The 15,060-nt window shown below is 62.6% G+C and carries 14 protein-coding genes; 10 read left to right on the plus strand and 4 right to left on the minus strand.

Features of this window, described 5'->3' with window-relative positions; genetic code table 11:
• Nucleotides 1–29: 29 nt before the first annotated feature.
• The gene (locus VSR72_RS14895) at nt 30–704 is read left to right on the plus strand and encodes a C80 family cysteine peptidase (RefSeq protein WP_342953100.1); all 675 of its coding nucleotides are present in this window, start codon (nt 30–32) and stop codon (nt 702–704) included.
• Here the strand turns inward: VSR72_RS14895 and VSR72_RS14900 are convergent.
• Nucleotides 701–1,999: an L-fuconate dehydratase gene (locus tag VSR72_RS14900; RefSeq protein ID WP_342953101.1), complete on the minus strand. Its 1,299-nt coding sequence runs from the start codon at nt 1,997–1,999 to the stop codon at nt 701–703. The genes VSR72_RS14895 and VSR72_RS14900 overlap by 4 nt on opposite strands.
• Before the next feature lie 86 nt (nt 2,000–2,085).
• Here VSR72_RS14900 and VSR72_RS14905 point away from each other — a divergent pair, with 86 nt between their 5' ends.
• The 4 genes from VSR72_RS14905 to VSR72_RS14920 all read left to right on the plus strand — a co-directional run bounded on the left by VSR72_RS14905 (nt 2,086) and on the right by VSR72_RS14920 (nt 6,581).
• The gene (locus VSR72_RS14905; protein ID WP_342953102.1) at nt 2,086–2,844 is read left to right on the plus strand and encodes a GntR family transcriptional regulator; all 759 of its coding nucleotides are present in this window, start codon (nt 2,086–2,088) and stop codon (nt 2,842–2,844) included.
• Nucleotides 2,845–2,988: 144 nt separating this feature from the next.
• Nucleotides 2,989–4,500: a sugar ABC transporter ATP-binding protein gene (locus tag VSR72_RS14910; RefSeq protein ID WP_342953103.1), complete on the plus strand. Its 1,512-nt coding sequence runs from the start codon at nt 2,989–2,991 to the stop codon at nt 4,498–4,500.
• Nucleotides 4,501–4,519: 19 nt separating this feature from the next.
• The gene (locus tag VSR72_RS14915) at nt 4,520–5,545 is read left to right on the plus strand and encodes an ABC transporter permease (protein ID WP_342953104.1); all 1,026 of its coding nucleotides are present in this window, start codon (nt 4,520–4,522) and stop codon (nt 5,543–5,545) included.
• Between the two features lie 94 nt (nt 5,546–5,639).
• A complete protein-coding gene (locus tag VSR72_RS14920) occupies nt 5,640–6,581 on the plus strand; it encodes an ABC transporter substrate-binding protein (protein WP_342953105.1) in 942 nt (313 codons plus the stop codon).
• Nucleotides 6,582–6,660: 79 nt separating this feature from the next.
• Here VSR72_RS14920 and VSR72_RS14925 read toward each other — a convergent pair whose 3' ends face one another.
• From VSR72_RS14925 to VSR72_RS14935, 3 genes are all read right to left on the minus strand, one after another.
• Complete coding sequence (locus VSR72_RS14925) at nt 6,661–7,857, minus strand: methyl-accepting chemotaxis protein (RefSeq protein ID WP_342953106.1); 1,197 nt, start codon at nt 7,855–7,857, stop codon at nt 6,661–6,663.
• 21 nt (nt 7,858–7,878) lie between these two features.
• Complete coding sequence (locus VSR72_RS14930) at nt 7,879–8,988, minus strand: porin (RefSeq protein ID WP_342953107.1); 1,110 nt, start codon at nt 8,986–8,988, stop codon at nt 7,879–7,881.
• Between the two features lie 187 nt (nt 8,989–9,175).
• Nucleotides 9,176–9,901 (minus strand): GntR family transcriptional regulator, encoded by a 726-nt coding sequence (locus VSR72_RS14935; protein ID WP_342953108.1) that lies wholly within the window; start codon nt 9,899–9,901, stop codon nt 9,176–9,178.
• A gap of 171 nt (nt 9,902–10,072) precedes the next feature.
• Here VSR72_RS14935 and VSR72_RS14940 point away from each other — a divergent pair, with 171 nt between their 5' ends.
• The 5 genes from VSR72_RS14940 to VSR72_RS14960 are packed head-to-tail and all read left to right on the plus strand — an operon-like array spanning nt 10,073 to nt 14,966.
• Nucleotides 10,073–10,498, plus strand: a complete 426-nt coding sequence (locus VSR72_RS14940) for a heme-binding protein (protein WP_342953109.1) — start codon at nt 10,073–10,075, stop codon at nt 10,496–10,498.
• A gap of 14 nt (nt 10,499–10,512) precedes the next feature.
• A complete protein-coding gene (locus VSR72_RS14945; protein WP_342953110.1) occupies nt 10,513–11,541 on the plus strand; it encodes an amidohydrolase family protein in 1,029 nt (342 codons plus the stop codon).
• A gap of 1 nt (nt 11,542) precedes the next feature.
• On the plus strand, nt 11,543–12,463 hold the full coding sequence (locus tag VSR72_RS14950; RefSeq protein ID WP_342953111.1) for a VOC family protein: 921 nt from the start codon (nt 11,543–11,545) through the stop codon (nt 12,461–12,463).
• Between the two features lie 53 nt (nt 12,464–12,516).
• On the plus strand, nt 12,517–13,383 hold the full coding sequence (locus VSR72_RS14955; protein WP_342953112.1) for a fumarylacetoacetate hydrolase family protein: 867 nt from the start codon (nt 12,517–12,519) through the stop codon (nt 13,381–13,383).
• Nucleotides 13,380–14,966 (plus strand): bifunctional 3-(3-hydroxy-phenyl)propionate/3-hydroxycinnamic acid hydroxylase, encoded by a 1,587-nt coding sequence (locus VSR72_RS14960; protein ID WP_342953113.1) that lies wholly within the window; start codon nt 13,380–13,382, stop codon nt 14,964–14,966. Before VSR72_RS14955 ends, VSR72_RS14960 begins: the two co-directional genes overlap by 4 nt.
• Nucleotides 14,967–15,060: the final 94 nt, after the last annotated feature.

Raw genomic sequence — 15,060 nt, forward strand, 5'->3', positions numbered from 1 at the left:
TACCCGATTCATTACTGAGGATGACCGAAATGTCCAAATATACTGCGCAGATCATCATCAATGTCCTGTCTGGTAACGGCGACGGCACCATTTTGAACGGAACCCAATCGATCGCGGCCAAGGGCGCTAGCCAAGGGGTGCCGACTTACGTCTTTACGGCGAACACGGACAGCCCGCAGGCGGTGTCCCAGGCGGCGGCTAACCTGATGCAGCCGTGGCGCCTCTATATACGCGGTCACGGATCCGTTTCGAGGCAAACGTTGGGCGGGGTGGACGCTGGGCTGTTAGCCCAGTACCTTTCGCAATGCGGACTGGCCGGCAACTTGCCGGCCATCGTTTCGGTCACGGCTTGCAGGCTGGCATTGGGCAAGGATCAGGCGAGGGACCAGATTCCGTACGTTGCCTCCGGAAACAGCTACGTTGGCGACCTGCACCGGATCCTCGGTCAAACACATGGAATCTACGTGAGCGCGAGCGGGCGCACGATGAACAATGCGGTGATCAATCAAGGGGCGCTGATCGGCAGGAAGCTCACGAGGAATCCGGTTACAACCCGCCGGCAACACAATCAGCTTTTTTCCAAGGTCGTCTTCTATTGGGACGAGCAACTCGCGCAGCGGTTCGGATTTGCACGCACGGAAATGGATATCGACGACGACGCGGACTATATGGATATCGATGAGGACATGATGGACATAGGCTAGCTCCGCCAGGCCTCGCCATCGGGGAAGGTGTGTTTTTCGAGTGAATCCGCCTTCATTTCGATGCTATAACCGGGCTGCTGCGGCGGCATATACCGCCCGTTGCGGATGACAACGGGATCGACGAAATGCTCGTGTAAATGATCGACATATTCGAGCACGCGGTTCTCGAGCGACGCCGAAACGCATAGATAATCGAACAACGAAATATGCTGCACGTACTCGCACAGCCCAACGCCGCCGGCATGCGGACACACGGGCACCCCAAACTTTGCCGCCATCAGCAGCACGACGATCACTTCGTTCAGTCCACCTAACCGACACGCATCCACCTGACAAAAATCGATTGCCTGCGCCTGCAACAGCTGCTTGAACATCACGCGATTTTGACAGTGCTCGCCCGTCGCGACCCCGATCGACCCCAAACGCCGACGAATCTCCGCATGGCCGAGAATATCGTCGGGACTCGTCGGCTCCTCGATCCACCATGGATCGAACTCCGCCAGGCGCCGCATGTTCGCCACGGCTTCGTCCACGTCCCACACCTGGTTGGCGTCCATCATCAGCTTCAGGTTCTCGCCGATTTCCTCTCGCAGAATGCGCGCGCGCCGTACGTCTTCGTCGAGATTGCCGCCCACCTTCTGCTTGAAATGCGTCCAGCCCCGCGCGACGCCTTCGCGCGCGAGGCGCCGGATCTTGTCGTCGTCATAGCCCAGCCAGCCAGCCGAGGTCGTATAGGCGGGATAGCCCTGCGCGAGCATTTCCGCTTCGCGCGCGCTTTTCGTCTTCGCGTGTCGGTGCAAAATGGCCAACGCTTCGTAGGGCGTAATCGCGTCGGTCACGTAGCGAAAATCGAGGCAGCGCACGAGTTCCTCGGGGCTCATATCGGCGAGCAGTTTCCAGACAGGCTTGCCAACCGATTTCGCCCACAAGTCCCACACCGCATTGACGACCGCCGCCGTAGCCAGATGAATCGCCCCCTTGTCCGGCCCGATCCAGCGTAATTGGCTGTCCGAAGTAAACGCGCGCCAGAATGCACCCATGTTTGCGGTAATGTCTTCGAGCCGCTTGCCGACGACGAGAGGCGCCAGCGCGTTGACCGCTGTCACGCAGATTTCATTGCCGCGCCCAATAGTGAACGTGAGACCGTGTCCCGTGAATTTGTCTGGAGAATCGGTTTCGAGCGTGACGTAGGTGGCGGAATAGTCCGGCGCGGCGTTCATGGCGTCGGAGCCGTCGAGCGAACGCGAAGTGGGAAAGCGGATATCGCGAACGGACAGATTGCTGATCGTGGTCATTCGAACTCCCTAAGTAAGGGACGGCTTTCGGGTAGGGGAAAACCAGGCGTTTGCACGCGTTGACAACGCTGAATCTGCTACCTAGCATGCTAGCATGTCTTCTCAAAATCAAGCGCGCCGTGAACTCTTCATCCGAAGTAGCGAGTGTCGCCGACCCTTATGTCGCACTGCAAAAGATCAGGGGCGGTGAGCGTGGCAGCCTGACCGACGCGGTCGAGCACGCGCTGAGAGAAGCGATCGTAACGCTTGCGCTGGAACCCGGAATGATGATCGACAAGATGGCGGTCTGCGAGCGCATGGGCGTGTCGCGCTTTCCGGTTTCCGCCGCGCTGGCGAAGCTCGCGCATGCGGGTCTCGTCGAAGTTTTGCCGCAGCGCGGCACGCGCGTCAAACCGATTGCGCTCGACGACATTCGCCAGCATCTGTTCATTCGCAGCGCGCTCGAAGTCGAAACGGTGCGCGGTGTCGCGCGCATGAAGAATCGCGCCATTGTCGATGCATTGGCAGCCAATCTCGACGAGCAGCGCAAGGTCGCCGGAAACGGGCAGCGTCTCGCGTTTCATGAACTCGATCTGGCGTTTCATGAAATCCTGCTCGACGCGGTGAACCTGCCGCGCGTGAAAGAGATCGTGGCGGTGTCGCGTAATGCGCTGGATCGCGCGAGGCAATTGCTGGCGAGTCCCGAGCGCCTCGTGCACACGCTCGACGAGCACGAGAAGATTTTCGAAGCCATTCGCGCCGGCCGTGCCGACGCGGCGGCAAAAGCCATGCACGACCATCTGGATCAGGTGATCGAGGAATTGCACCGGTCGGCGAAAGACCGGCCGGATCTTTTCGCGCCTTAAGCACATTGAGCACTTAACGCATCTTAGCCTTACGTCAAGCAACGACCGTACTTCAACCACTTTCGTGCAGCGCCGCATGCATCGCCGCGCACGCAATCATGGGGCCCCGGTAATGTGTCTGGCTTTTCTTTGCGGATTCGCGTCATGACGCCGCTCATTTCCGTCAGCAAGCTGAGCAAGAGCTTTCCCGGCGTGAGAGCGCTGCATGAAGTGCAATTCGAACTCATGGCGGGCGAGGTGCACGCGCTGATGGGCGAGAACGGCGCGGGCAAGTCCACGTTGATGAAAATTCTCGCGGGCGTGTATACGCGCGACTCGGGCGATATTCTCTACGACGGCCAGCCCGTTGCGTTCGCGAGTCCGCGCGAGGCGCAGGCCGTGGGCGTCGGCATCATTCATCAGGAACTCCAGCTGATGAATCATCTGACCGTTGCGCAGAACATGTTCATCGGCCGCGAGCCGCGTAAGCACCTTGGCCTCTTTCTCGACGAAGACAAGCTCAATGCGCAGGCACGCGCGATTCTTGCCCGCATGCACGTGCAACTCGATCCGCGCACCGTGGTCGGCTCGCTCACGGTGGCAAGCCAGCAGATGGTCGAGATTGCCAAGGCGCTGTCGTACGACTCGCGCGTGCTCATCATGGACGAGCCGACTTCCGCGCTCAACAACGCGGAAATCGCCGAGCTTTTCCGCATCATCCGGCAGTTGAAGGAGCGGGGCGTGGGTGTCGTCTACATCTCGCACAAGATGGATGAGCTCAAGCAGATTGCCGATCGCGTCACCGTGCTGCGCGACGGCGAATACGTGGCCACCGTCGCCGCCGCTGACACAAGCGTGCAGGCCATCATCGGCATGATGGTCGGCAGGACGCTCGCCGACGTCGCACCGTATCAGGGGCCGGCGCACCAGGGCGAAGTTGCACTCGAAGTGAAACATCTGAACGCCGGCCCACTCGTGCGGAATGTGAGCTTCACGTTGCGCAAAGGCGAAATACTGGGCTTCGCGGGACTCATGGGCGCGGGCCGCACCGAGGTCGCGCGCGCCGTGTTCGGCGCAGACCCGGTCGAATCCGGCGACATTTTCGTGAAAGGCGCAAAGGCGTCGATCAAGACACCGAGCGACGCGGTTGCGCACAGCATTGGCTATCTCTCCGAGGACCGCAAGCGCTTCGGTCTCGCGACGGGCATGGATGTCGAATCGAACATCGTGATGTCCAACCTCGGCAAATTCCTTTCGCTGAACCTGTTTCTGCGCCGCATGCAAATCCGCAAGACGGCGGCGCATTTCATCAGTTTGCTCGCCATCCGCACGCCTTCCGCCACGCAGCAGGTGCGTCTGCTATCGGGCGGCAACCAGCAGAAGATCGTCATTGCGAAGTGGCTGGAGCGCGATTGCGACGTGCTTTTCTTCGACGAGCCCACGCGCGGCATCGATGTGGGCGCGAAAAGCGAGATCTACAAGCTGTTGCGCGCGCTCGCCGAACAAGGCAAGGCGATCGTGATGATCTCGTCGGAACTTCCGGAAATCCTGCGCATGAGCGACCGGATCGTAGTGATGTGCGAAGGCCGTATCACTGGCGAACTCTCCGCCAGCGAAGCGACCCAGGAGCGCATCATGCATCTCGCGACCCTGCGCGAAACCTTGCAAGCGGCATGAGCCTCAAGAGGTCGAATCCATGACTATGCAATCGGATACTGCGGCGCTGGCCGACCAGAAACGGTCGTCCGGCTTGAAGGCGCGCATTTTCTCGCCCACTGCGCTGCAGAAAATGCTCGCGTTCGCGAGCCTCATTCTGCTGCTGATTTTCTTCAGCTTCGCTTCGCCCGCATTCATGCAGATGGACAACATCCTCGGCATTCTGCAGGCAACGGCCGTGAACGGCGTGCTCGCCATCGCCAGCACGTTCGTCATCATCACGGGCGGCATCGATTTGTCCGTCGGTACGCTGATGACTTTTACGGCCGTGATTTGCGGCGTGTTTCTGACCTATTGGCATTTGCCGATGTGGATCGGCGTGCTCGCTGCAATCGGCACGGGCGCTGTGTGCGGAACCATTTCGGGCACGCTCACGGCGAAGATGAAAATTCCGCCCTTCATCGCCACGCTGGGCATGATGCTGCTGCTCAAGGGGCTCTCGCTCGTCGTCTCGTCGGACAAGCCGATCTATTTCAACGACACCGAAAACTTCTACATGATTTCGCAGGACTCGCTGATCGGCTATTTCCTGCCTAGCGTGCCTGTGCCGAACGCCGTGCTGATTCTGTTCGTGCTCGCCGTTGTGAGTTCGATCACGCTCAATCGCACGGCGCTTGGCCGCTATACGTTCGCGCTCGGCAGCAATGAAGAGGCCGTGCGTCTTTCGGGCGTGAATGTCGATCGCTGGAAGATCGCGATTTATGGGCTCGGCGGCGCGATTTGCGGCATTGCGGGGCTGTTGATCGCCTCGCGTCTGAATTCGGCGCAACCGGCGCTCGGCCAGGGTTACGAGTTGGAAGCCATCGCCGCAGTGGTGATCGGCGGCACGTCGCTGAGCGGCGGCTCAGGAACGATACTCGGCACCATTATCGGGGCGTTCATCATGAGCGTGCTGACGAACGGTCTGCGCATCATGTCGGTTGCGCAGGAATGGCAGATCGTGGTGACGGGCCTCATCATCATCCTCGCGGTTTATGCGGATATTTTGCGGCGCAAGAAGAGTTGAAAGAGGAGACGGAAAGAAGCACGGAAGAACGGGGAGTAAAACAAGGCTCCCTCACGGCTGGAGGTCTATGGCCCACCTTTGGAGGAGAAATGTCATGTTGAAAAGAACACTAATCAGTGCAGTAATCGGAGTAGGCGCGCTCATTGGCGCGTCCAGCGCGACGTATGCTGAGGAACCCTACATTCCGATTATTTCGAAAGGCTTCCAGCATCAGTTCTGGCAAGCCGTGAAATCCGGCGCGGAACAGTCGGCGAAGGCGAACAACGTCAGGATCACGTTCGAGGGTCCTGAAACCGAGGCCATGGTCGACAAGCAGATCGACATGCTCTCGGCCGCGCTCGCCAAGAAACCGCAGGCGCTAGGCATTGCCGCGCTCGACAGCAAAGCCGCCATTCCGCTGCTCAAGCGCGCGCAGTCCAGCAAGATCCCGGTGATCGCGTTCGACTCGGGCGTCGACAGCGATATTCCGCTCACGACCTGCGCCACGGACAACCTCGCCGCCGCCGCGCTCGCCGCCGACAAGATGGCGGAGATGATCGGCAATTCAGGCGAAGTCGGCGTGATCGTGCATGACCAGACGAGCCGCACGGGTATCGACCGGCGCGACGGCTTCCTCAACCAGATGAAGACGAAGCACCCGGGCATCAAGATCGTTTCCGTGCAGTACGGCGCGGGCGACCACCTGAAGTCGGCGGAAATCGCCAAGGCGATGATTCAGGCAAACCCGAACCTCAAGGGCATTTTTGGCGCCAATGAAGGCTCGGCGGAAGGTGCTGCGATCGGCGTGAAGGAGTCGGGCAAGAAGCTCGTGCTGATCGGCTTCGACTCGGGCAAGGAGCAGAAGGAAGCCATCATGTCCGGCCTGATGGCGGGCGCGATTACGCAGAACCCGGTCGGTATCGGCAAGTGCGTCGTCGATTCCGCGGCGAAGGCGTTGAAGGGCGAAACGCTGCCCAAGAAAATCGACACGGGCTTTTACTGGTACGACAAGACCAATATGAGCGACCCGAAGATCGCGGCGGTGCTTTACGACTGACGGGTGTCGGTGTTGGCTACACGCAGGGCGAGAGGAAGAGCCGCGGCTCTTCCTCGTTTCTCCCGATCATGCGGTACAGCTAAACGCAGTCCTCATTGAGCTTCCACGCACCAACGGCACTAGCGAGCGTGCGGGCGCGCCCATTGAGATCCTCGGTCGTCTCTACGAAATGCTGCACCATGCCCGCATTTTGCTGCGTGACGGAGTCGATCTCCCGGATCGCCTGGTTCAACTGCTGCACGCCATGACTCTGCTCGCTCGCCGAGCGGCTCATGTCGTCGCTGAGTTCCACCACTTCGTGGGCAGCCGCGACGACTTCATCCATGGCGATGCCCACGTCGGCACAAAGCCGCGCGCCTCGCTCGATCGTGCTTCGCGCACTGGCGATCAACCCTTCGATCTCGCGAGCCGCACTGGCGCTGCGTTGGGCGAGGCTGCGCACTTCGGATGCGACCACGGCAAAGCCTTTGCCCTGATGCCCGGCGCGCGCCGCCTCCACGGCCGCGTTGAGCGCGAGGATATTGGTTTGAAATGCGAGGTCGTTGACGACCGAAACCACGGCGCTGATCTGCTGTGAATCCTTTGCGATGGAGTCCATGGCGTCGATCACCGCGCGCACCCGCGTGCGGCTCGCATCGGCGAGTTGCGAGGCGTTTTCGGCGAGCCGGTTGGTTTGCGCCGCCACCTGTGCGCTGCGCTGCACGCCTTCGCTGATCTGCTGGGTCGTTGCCGCGGTTTGCTCGATCGCCGCCGCCTGCGACTCCGTGCCGCTCGAAAGGCGCAGGTTCTGGCTGGAGAGGTGCGTTGCGCAATCATCGACAGCTACGGCCTCCTGGGTGACGAGCGATAGCGTCTTGACGAGCCCGTGCTGCATCTGTGCGAGCGCCGCAAACAGCTTGCGCGCCTGGGTCGCCTCGTCGATGACGATCTTCTCGCGCAATTCCCCCAGCGCGATGGCGTTGACCGCCCGCATGGCGCCATCGAGCGGCTGGACGACCTTGGTGGTGAGCCAGCGCCTTCCTGCGAATGCCAATAACGCGCTGCAGATCGTAAGGATACCGATGCAAACCAAAGCAGTGTGTTGAAGACGCTGCAAGCCGGCAAGCGCCGCAACGAGCGTCCCATCGCTCTGCGCTCGCGCTGCGCCGAGCGCGGCCTGCGCGAGCGTATTGGACGCATAGGCGCAAGCCACGCCCGCCGCAGCAATGGCCAGCGACATCGCGAGACCCGCGCCGACGACGAGGCTCAACGCGGCAGGAATGCGGACTTTTTTCATCACCATCGCCTGCGTTCCAGGCTAGAAGTTGTGAACGATGCCGACAATCCCGGTCGTGATGTCCTTGCCCGGAGAAACGGCGATGCCGGGGCCCGCGGCGTCCGTCACGGTGAACGCCGTCGTGCCGTGATTGTGCACGCCCGCCACGCCGGCATAGAAGCCTGTGCGCTTCGAAAGCGGGTAGTCGTAGCGCAAGGCCCATGAGGTGGCGTGACCGTCGCCACCCGACTTCAGGAAGTACTGGCCGAAGCTCGCGAGCAGCGAGCCGTTCCCCAGATGGCGAATCAGCGCGTTCACTTCGTAGAAGTCGTGGTTCGGCGTGGCGTAGGCGCTCGAGATCGACGTGCTCACGCCGGTCGCGTTGCGGTGCATCTGGTAGAGCGCGGCCGTCTTCACGAAGCCGAAGTCGTACGAGGCGCCGATCAGGTAGTAGCGTCCCGTGCCGACCGGCGTCGTGGTCGTGAGCGTCGCCGTGTTGGCGAAGCGCTGCTGCAGATAGTCGACGTCGGCGGAGAACTGGCCTGCCTTGAAGTTCACGCCCGCGGAAAGCGTGTCGCCGAGCGAGGCGGGCACGCCGCTCGTTCCGTTCGCGCCGCGCGCAAACAGCGCGCGCACCGTGAAGCCGGCGAGTTCGTTCGAGGTATAGCGGATCGAGTTGGCGGTGCGCGCCACCGGCACGAACACGTAGTTGTTGGTGGCGTTACCCCAGGCGAGCGCGTTGAGTTCGCCGATCGAGTAGGTCACGTAGGAGAGGAACAGCGGCGTGTAGTTGTTGCCCGCCTGGACCTGGCCGAACGGCCCGCGAATGCCGATCCACGCCTCGCGATTGAAGAGCGTGTTGCTGCTCGCCATCGCGCCCGAGTTCAGGTTGAAGCCGTTTTCGAGCTTGAAGACCGCGCTATAGCCGCCGCCGAGATCTTCCTTGCCGAAGAGGCCCCAACGGTTCGGTGCGATCGAACTCGACGCCTCGCGCACCACGGTGTTGCCGCCCGTGCGGGCGACCTGGATGGCGGTGTCGATGATGCCGTAGAGCGTGACGGACGATTGCGCGTAAGCCGCGGGTGCTGCGAGCGCGGCAGCGAGCGCAGCGATGGGCGCGAGTGGAAAGGTCGGCGCGAGCGGTAGCTTCATGAAGTCTCCTGAACGGTGCCGTCGGGATGCGGCACTCTCTGAAAGCAGGAGTTTTGTGTACGGAGTAGTTATCCGTCAATAAAAATATACAAAACTATCGAAAACACCAGGATGTGTATGTTGAGTGCGCGGACGAGCGCAACCGCGCCTCGGAAGGCGCGGCAGGCTGCAATGGCGGGGGAACGGCTTAGCGGGAGGAAGGCGGGAACAGGTCGGCGTCGGTGAGGATGATGTCCGCCGTCTGCTGGTAGTGCGTAGTAAGGAGCTGGATGGCGTGAGCCGCGTCACCGGCCACGACCGCGTCGAGAATTTCCTTGTGCTCGGCGCCTTCGTGGCGCTTGGGAAACACGCGCCGCACGGAGAGCTGGCGGTAGCGGTAAAGCTGGTCGGCCAGTTGCTCGCAGAAGTTGATGAGCCAGCGCGACTGGCAGCCGCCAATCAGCGCGCGGTGAAACTCGCGGTGGCGGCGCTCCCACTCGGGGTTTTCCTTGTATTCGCTCTCGCTGAGCGAGCGCGGCACCTTGGAAAGCCGGTGATACGCGAGCACGACGTCCTCTTCCCATTCGGTCGAACGGGTGGCGAAGGCTTCGCGCAGGGCGACTTCTTCGAGCCAGCAGCGCGTCTTGGTGATTTCGCGAAGGTCGGTTGCGCTGATGCCGGCCACTGCGAAACCGCGCTGGTCGCGGCGCTCGACGAGACCGTCGGAGGTGAGCCGGTTGAGCGCCTCGCGCACGGGCGTCTGGCCCGCCTGGTAGTGGTCGCAAAGGAACTCGATCTGGAGCTTGCGCCCCGGTTCGAGCTTGCCGTCGAGCAGGTCGGCGCGAATGCGGTCATACAGGTTCGTTGCCAGGGTCGCGACACTCGCGCCCCCCGTGCCTGCGGGCGCAGCTGGGTTAGCTACGATGCGGGACAAGTCACACCTCATAAGGGATTCGATCTGGGATGAAGTATATCTGATTTGAACAGCTACACCGGTCCCAAGCTTGAGTACGGGGTTTTCCCTCAACAAATACACAAAACGTTAGACATGATAGTTTTGTATATATTATGATCATCAACAGATCGAATCATGATGGAGAGCGACTTGGAATCACTGACGCTGGATCAGGCAAAGCGCGCGGTCGACACAGCGCTCGCCGCGGCGCGCCGCGAAGGCTTCAAGCCGATGGCGGTCGTCGTGCTCGACGAATCCGGGCAACTGAAGTCCATGGCGCGCGAAGACGGCGCGACGCCGCTACGCGTGGACATTGCGCACGGCAAGGCCGCGGCGGCGTTCGGCATGGGCGTCGCCTCGCGCACGCTGCATGAGCGCGCAAGCGCCAACCCGGTGTTCTTCAACGCCATCGCACCCGCGGCGGGCGGCAAGTTCATCCCGCAGACGGGGGCAGTCGTGATCGTTGCCCCGAGCGGCCAAGTGCTCGGTGCGATTGGCGCGAGCGGGGGCACCGGCGACGAGGACGAGGCCATCTGCATCGAAGGTCTGCGCAACGCAGGCCTCTCGTACCGATAAGGCGACGGCTCGCCATGCATCCGACCTACCGCTGCGCGTGCCACGGCATCGACGTCCACGCGCATATCGTGCCCGCCGGGTTTCCGCGCTATCTCGGCGCACACGTGCCGCGCGACTGGCCTTCCATGCGCGAGGCGCATGCGTGTCACCGCCATGTGGTGATCGACGAGAAGATCTATCGCACGGTCTCCGACCTGTGCTGGGACACGCAAAAGCGTCTCGTCGACATGGACACGCAGAACGTGGCGATCCAGGCGATCTCACCCATGCCCGAGTTGCTGTCGTACTGGATGGAGGCGCCCGACGCGCTGCCGCTGCTGCAATATCTCAACGACACGATCGCGCAAATGACGGAAGCGAGCGCGGGCCGCATGGTCGGGCTCGGCGCGGTGCCGCTGCAGAATGTGGACATGGCGATTCGCGAGCTCGAGCGGCTGATGGCTACGCCGGGTTTCGCGGGTGTCGAGATCGGCAGCAACATCAATGGCGCGCCGATAGGCGCCGCGCAGTTCGACGCCTTCTTCGAAGCGGCAGCCGCACTTGGCGCAGCCGTATTCGTGCACGCGTTGCGCCCGGCAGGAAAGGAGCGGCTCGTGGGTCCTGCGCAACTCGTACAGGCGCTCGCGTTCCCCACTGATGTCGGGCTCGCCGCCGCGTCAGCGATTACGTCGAACCTGATCGTCAGGCATCCGAATCTTCGCATTGCCTTCAGCCACGGCGGCGGCACGCTCGCTTCGCTGCTCCCGCGCCTCGAAAAAGCCAGCCGCGTTTTCGAACCGTTGCGCGAGACGCTGCAGCAAAGCGCACGCGAGCAGGCGCGCCGCCTCTGGTACGACTCGCTGGTGTTCGACCCTGCCACACTGCGGCATCTCGTCGAGACGTTCGGCGATACACGCATCATGCTGGGCACCGATTACCCGTTCGCGTTCCGCGAGCGCGACCCTGTAGGCGGGGTCGAGCTGCTGCGCCTCGACGCGGCCGCAACCGAACGCCTCATCTATCGCAACGCCCGGGAATTCCTGGGCATCAGGAATGGAGCATGACATGACCCAGTGCCTCGTAACGGGCCTGAGAGGCATCGAGATCGGCGTGCCCGATCTCGAACTCGCCGCGCGTTTTTACGCGGAAACCTGGCACCTGAAGGAACTCACGCGCCGCCCGGAGAAGGTGTATTTCCGTGGCACGGGCGCGGCGCATCACATCCTCACGCTCACGCAGAGCGAGCATGCGGACGTGCGCGCCATCGAATTCGATGTGGCCGAAATCGGGCATCTCGATACGATCGCGCTCGCGGTCGAGAAGCATGGCGGCACGGTGCTGAGCGGCCCGGTCCCCACCACGATGCCGGGTGCGGGCACGCTGCTCGAGGTGCGCGATCCGCAAGGCCGCACGCTGCGTTTCATTGCAGGCGGACGCAGTCACGCCGACACCGAACCGGTCAAGGACCGCCCGATCAAGATTACGCACGTCGTGCTCAATAGCGAGAACGTCACGGTGGCGCAGGCCTTCTTTGAAAAGGCGCTCGGCTTCCGGCTCTCGGACCGCACGCGCATCATGGCCTTCATGCGTTGCGGCAGCGACCACCACAGCATCGCGCTGGCCGACGCGCAGGAAAACAGCCTGAACCACATCGCCTTTGTGATGCCGGACCTCGACTCGGTGATGCGCGGCGGCGGCCGCATGAACGACGCAGGCTATCCGATCGAGTGGGGCGTGGGCCGCCACGGTCCGGGCAACAACGTGTTCGCGTACTTCCTCGGGCCGTTCGATTTCGTCATCGAATACACCGCCGAAGTGCAGCAGGTGGACGAGAGCTATCGCACCGGTGGCCCGGACGACTGGAAATGGCCGCCGGGGCGCATCGACCAGTGGGGCGTGGGACGCAATCCTTCGGAGCGGATGAAGGCCGCGCAAAAGAACATCTTCTTTCGTGCGCCGGAAACTTCAGCAACCGGGCCGCGTTGATCATCGAACAAACATCGCATAACGAATCAATTTTTCTTAAAAGATAGAACATCATGAAACTGGTTACTTTCCGATCGGGCGACACGACGCGCCTTGGCGTTATCGACGGCGACGACGTGGTCGACCTCAACAAGGCTGACGCTTCGGTTCCCGCCGATCTGCGCGCGGCGCTCAAGGCTGGCGTGGACCTGAACGCGGCTGCACAACGCGCCGTCGCGAGCGGCGAGCATCGCGCCCCGTACGCATCGCTCAAGCTTGCGCCCGTCGTGCCGGAACCGGGCAAGATCGTGTGCCTTGGCCACAACTTCTACGATCACGCCAAGGAAGGTGGCAATCTCAAGCCGGTTTATCCGCTCATCTTCTTCCGCGGCGCATCTTCGCTCATCGCGCACGAAGACCCGGTGATCCGCCCGCGCATTTCGGAAAAGCTCGACTACGAAGCGGAACTCATGATCGTGATCGGCAAACGCGCGCGCCATGTGAAGCGCGAAAACGCGCTCGACTACGTGTACGGCTACGCATGCTTCAACGATGTTTCCGTGCGCGACTACCAGAAGCGCACGTCGCAATGGACGATCGGCAAGAACTTCGACGGCACGGGCTCGTTCGGTCCGTGGCTCGTGACCGCCGATGACCTGCCGCCCGGCGCCGAAGGCCTCAAGCTGCGCTTGATCCTCAACGGCCAGGTCATGCAGCAGGCGAGCACCACCGACATGATCTGGGGCGTGGCGGAAACCATCGAACTCCTTAGCGAATGCATGACGCTCGAACCGGGCGACGTGGTCGCGATGGGCACGCCCGCCGGCGTGGGTTGGGCGCGCGATCCTTCGGTGTGGCTCAAGCAGGGCGATCGCGTGGAAGTGGACATCGAGCGCGTGGGCCGGTTGCAAAACACGGTGCAGGACGAAGCGGGCGCATGACGATGGAACGCAACAACCATTACGAAGTGGTCGTGGTCGGCTTCGGGCCATCCGGCGCGGTGGCGGCGGGGCTGCTCGGGCAGCGCGGCCGCAAGATGCTATGCGTGGACCGCGCGCGCGAAGTCTATGACAAGCCGCGCGCGATCGCCGTCGACCACGAGATCATGCGCGTGTTTCAGGGACTCGGCGTGGTCGATCGGATTGCGGAGCATGTGGCCGTGTTCCCGCCTTCCGAGTATTACGGCGTGGATGGCCAGTTGATCAAGCGCATCGACACGGTGCCCAAACCCTGGCCCCTCGGCTACATGCCGACGATGGTGTTCACGCAGCCGCCCGTGGAAGCCGCGCTGCGCGAGCATGCGAGCGCCTATGAAACGGTCGAAATCGCGCTGGGCACCGAACTCGTGAGCTTCGAGGAAACGGCACAGGGCGTGACGGTTCATCTCAAGGACGATACGGGCTCGACGCGCACCGTGACGTGCGATTACCTGCTTGGCTGCGACGGCGCTTCGAGCACGGTGCGCACGCAACTGGGCATCGAGTACGAAGACCTCGTGTTCGACGAACCGTGGCTGGTGGTGGACCTGCGCGTGAACGAGCGCGGCATCGAAAAGCTGCCGAAGGTTGCCATCCAGTATTGCGAGCCGTCGCGGCCGTGCACGTACATCGTCGGCCCGGGCGGCCATCGCCGCTGGGAAATCATGCTGATGCCGGGCGAAGACCCGCGCGAAATGCAGAAAGACGAGCAGGTGTGGAAGCTGCTCTCGCGCTGGCTCACGCGCGAGGATGGCGAGTTGTGGCGCGCGGCGAGCTATCGCTTTCATGCGCTCGTCGCGAAGCAATGGCGTCGTGGACGCGTATTCATCGGCGGCGACGCGGCGCACCAGCAGCCGCCGTTCATCGGCCAGGGCATGTGCCAGGGCATTCGCGACGTGGTGAACCTGGTGTGGAAGCTCGATGCCGTGATGGCGGGCACCGCGCAGTCCGAACTGCTCGACAGCTACCAGGCCGAACGCAGCCTCCATGTGCGCCAACTCACCACGCGTATCAAGGAGATCGGCAAGCTGATCTGCGAACGCGACGTCGACGCCGCGCGCGAGCGCGACGCGCGGCTGCTGCGCGAGGCGGGTGGGGTAGTGAAGACGATCGCGCGCCAGGACATCGTGCCGAAGCTCGACGCTGGGCTGCTTTCGCATGCCTCGCACGCAGCGAACGGCACGTTGTTCCCGCAACCCCGCGTGCAGCACGCCGAAGATGCCGCGTTGCTCGACCTCGTGGCGGGCGGCAACTGGCGCGTCGTGACGCTGGGCGGCGAGCCGCTTTCGAGCGACGCACAGAAGGCGGCGGAGCGCGTGGGCGCGCAGATCGTCGAACTTGCGCCGGACGGTGACGCCCACCATGCGGCGGTGTTGCCCGACACGCGCAGGATCGTGGAAATCGACGGCGTGCTGGCGGCGTGGTTCGAACGCAATGGCTGCCGCGTGGCGATCGTGCGTCCGGATCACTACGTCTACGGCGTGGCGGGCGATGCAGCAGGTCTCGCGGATTCGCTCGCGAAGCTCGACGTCGCCTTGCACGGCTAACGCTCGCGGACAGGCCGCAGGAAGCGGCCTGACCAGAAGCCTCGTTTTAGACCGCCATGAAAAAAGGCGGCACGGGTCCAGTACCCAACCATAC

Source organism: Paraburkholderia sp. JHI869, from assembly GCF_038900775.1.
GTDB lineage: Bacteria > Pseudomonadota > Gammaproteobacteria > Burkholderiales > Burkholderiaceae > Paraburkholderia.

Coding starts and splice junctions, on each gene's coding strand:
- VSR72_RS14895 (WP_342953100.1), top strand. CDS start 30: ATGTCCAAATATACTGCGCAGATCATCATCAATGTCCTGTCTGGTAAC.
- VSR72_RS14900 (WP_342953101.1), bottom strand. CDS start 1,999: ATGACCACGATCAGCAATCTGTCCGTTCGCGATATCCGCTTTCCCACT.
- VSR72_RS14905 (WP_342953102.1), top strand. CDS start 2,086: ATGCTAGCATGTCTTCTCAAAATCAAGCGCGCCGTGAACTCTTCATCC.
- VSR72_RS14910 (WP_342953103.1), top strand. CDS start 2,989: ATGACGCCGCTCATTTCCGTCAGCAAGCTGAGCAAGAGCTTTCCCGGC.
- VSR72_RS14915 (WP_342953104.1), top strand. CDS start 4,520: ATGACTATGCAATCGGATACTGCGGCGCTGGCCGACCAGAAACGGTCG.
- VSR72_RS14920 (WP_342953105.1), top strand. CDS start 5,640: ATGTTGAAAAGAACACTAATCAGTGCAGTAATCGGAGTAGGCGCGCTC.
- VSR72_RS14925 (WP_342953106.1), bottom strand. CDS start 7,857: ATGAAAAAAGTCCGCATTCCTGCCGCGTTGAGCCTCGTCGTCGGCGCG.
- VSR72_RS14930 (WP_342953107.1), bottom strand. CDS start 8,988: ATGAAGCTACCGCTCGCGCCGACCTTTCCACTCGCGCCCATCGCTGCG.
- VSR72_RS14945 (WP_342953110.1), top strand. CDS start 10,513: ATGCATCCGACCTACCGCTGCGCGTGCCACGGCATCGACGTCCACGCG.
- VSR72_RS14950 (WP_342953111.1), top strand. CDS start 11,543: ATGACCCAGTGCCTCGTAACGGGCCTGAGAGGCATCGAGATCGGCGTG.
- VSR72_RS14955 (WP_342953112.1), top strand. CDS start 12,517: ATGAAACTGGTTACTTTCCGATCGGGCGACACGACGCGCCTTGGCGTT.
- VSR72_RS14960 (WP_342953113.1), top strand. CDS start 13,380: ATGACGATGGAACGCAACAACCATTACGAAGTGGTCGTGGTCGGCTTC.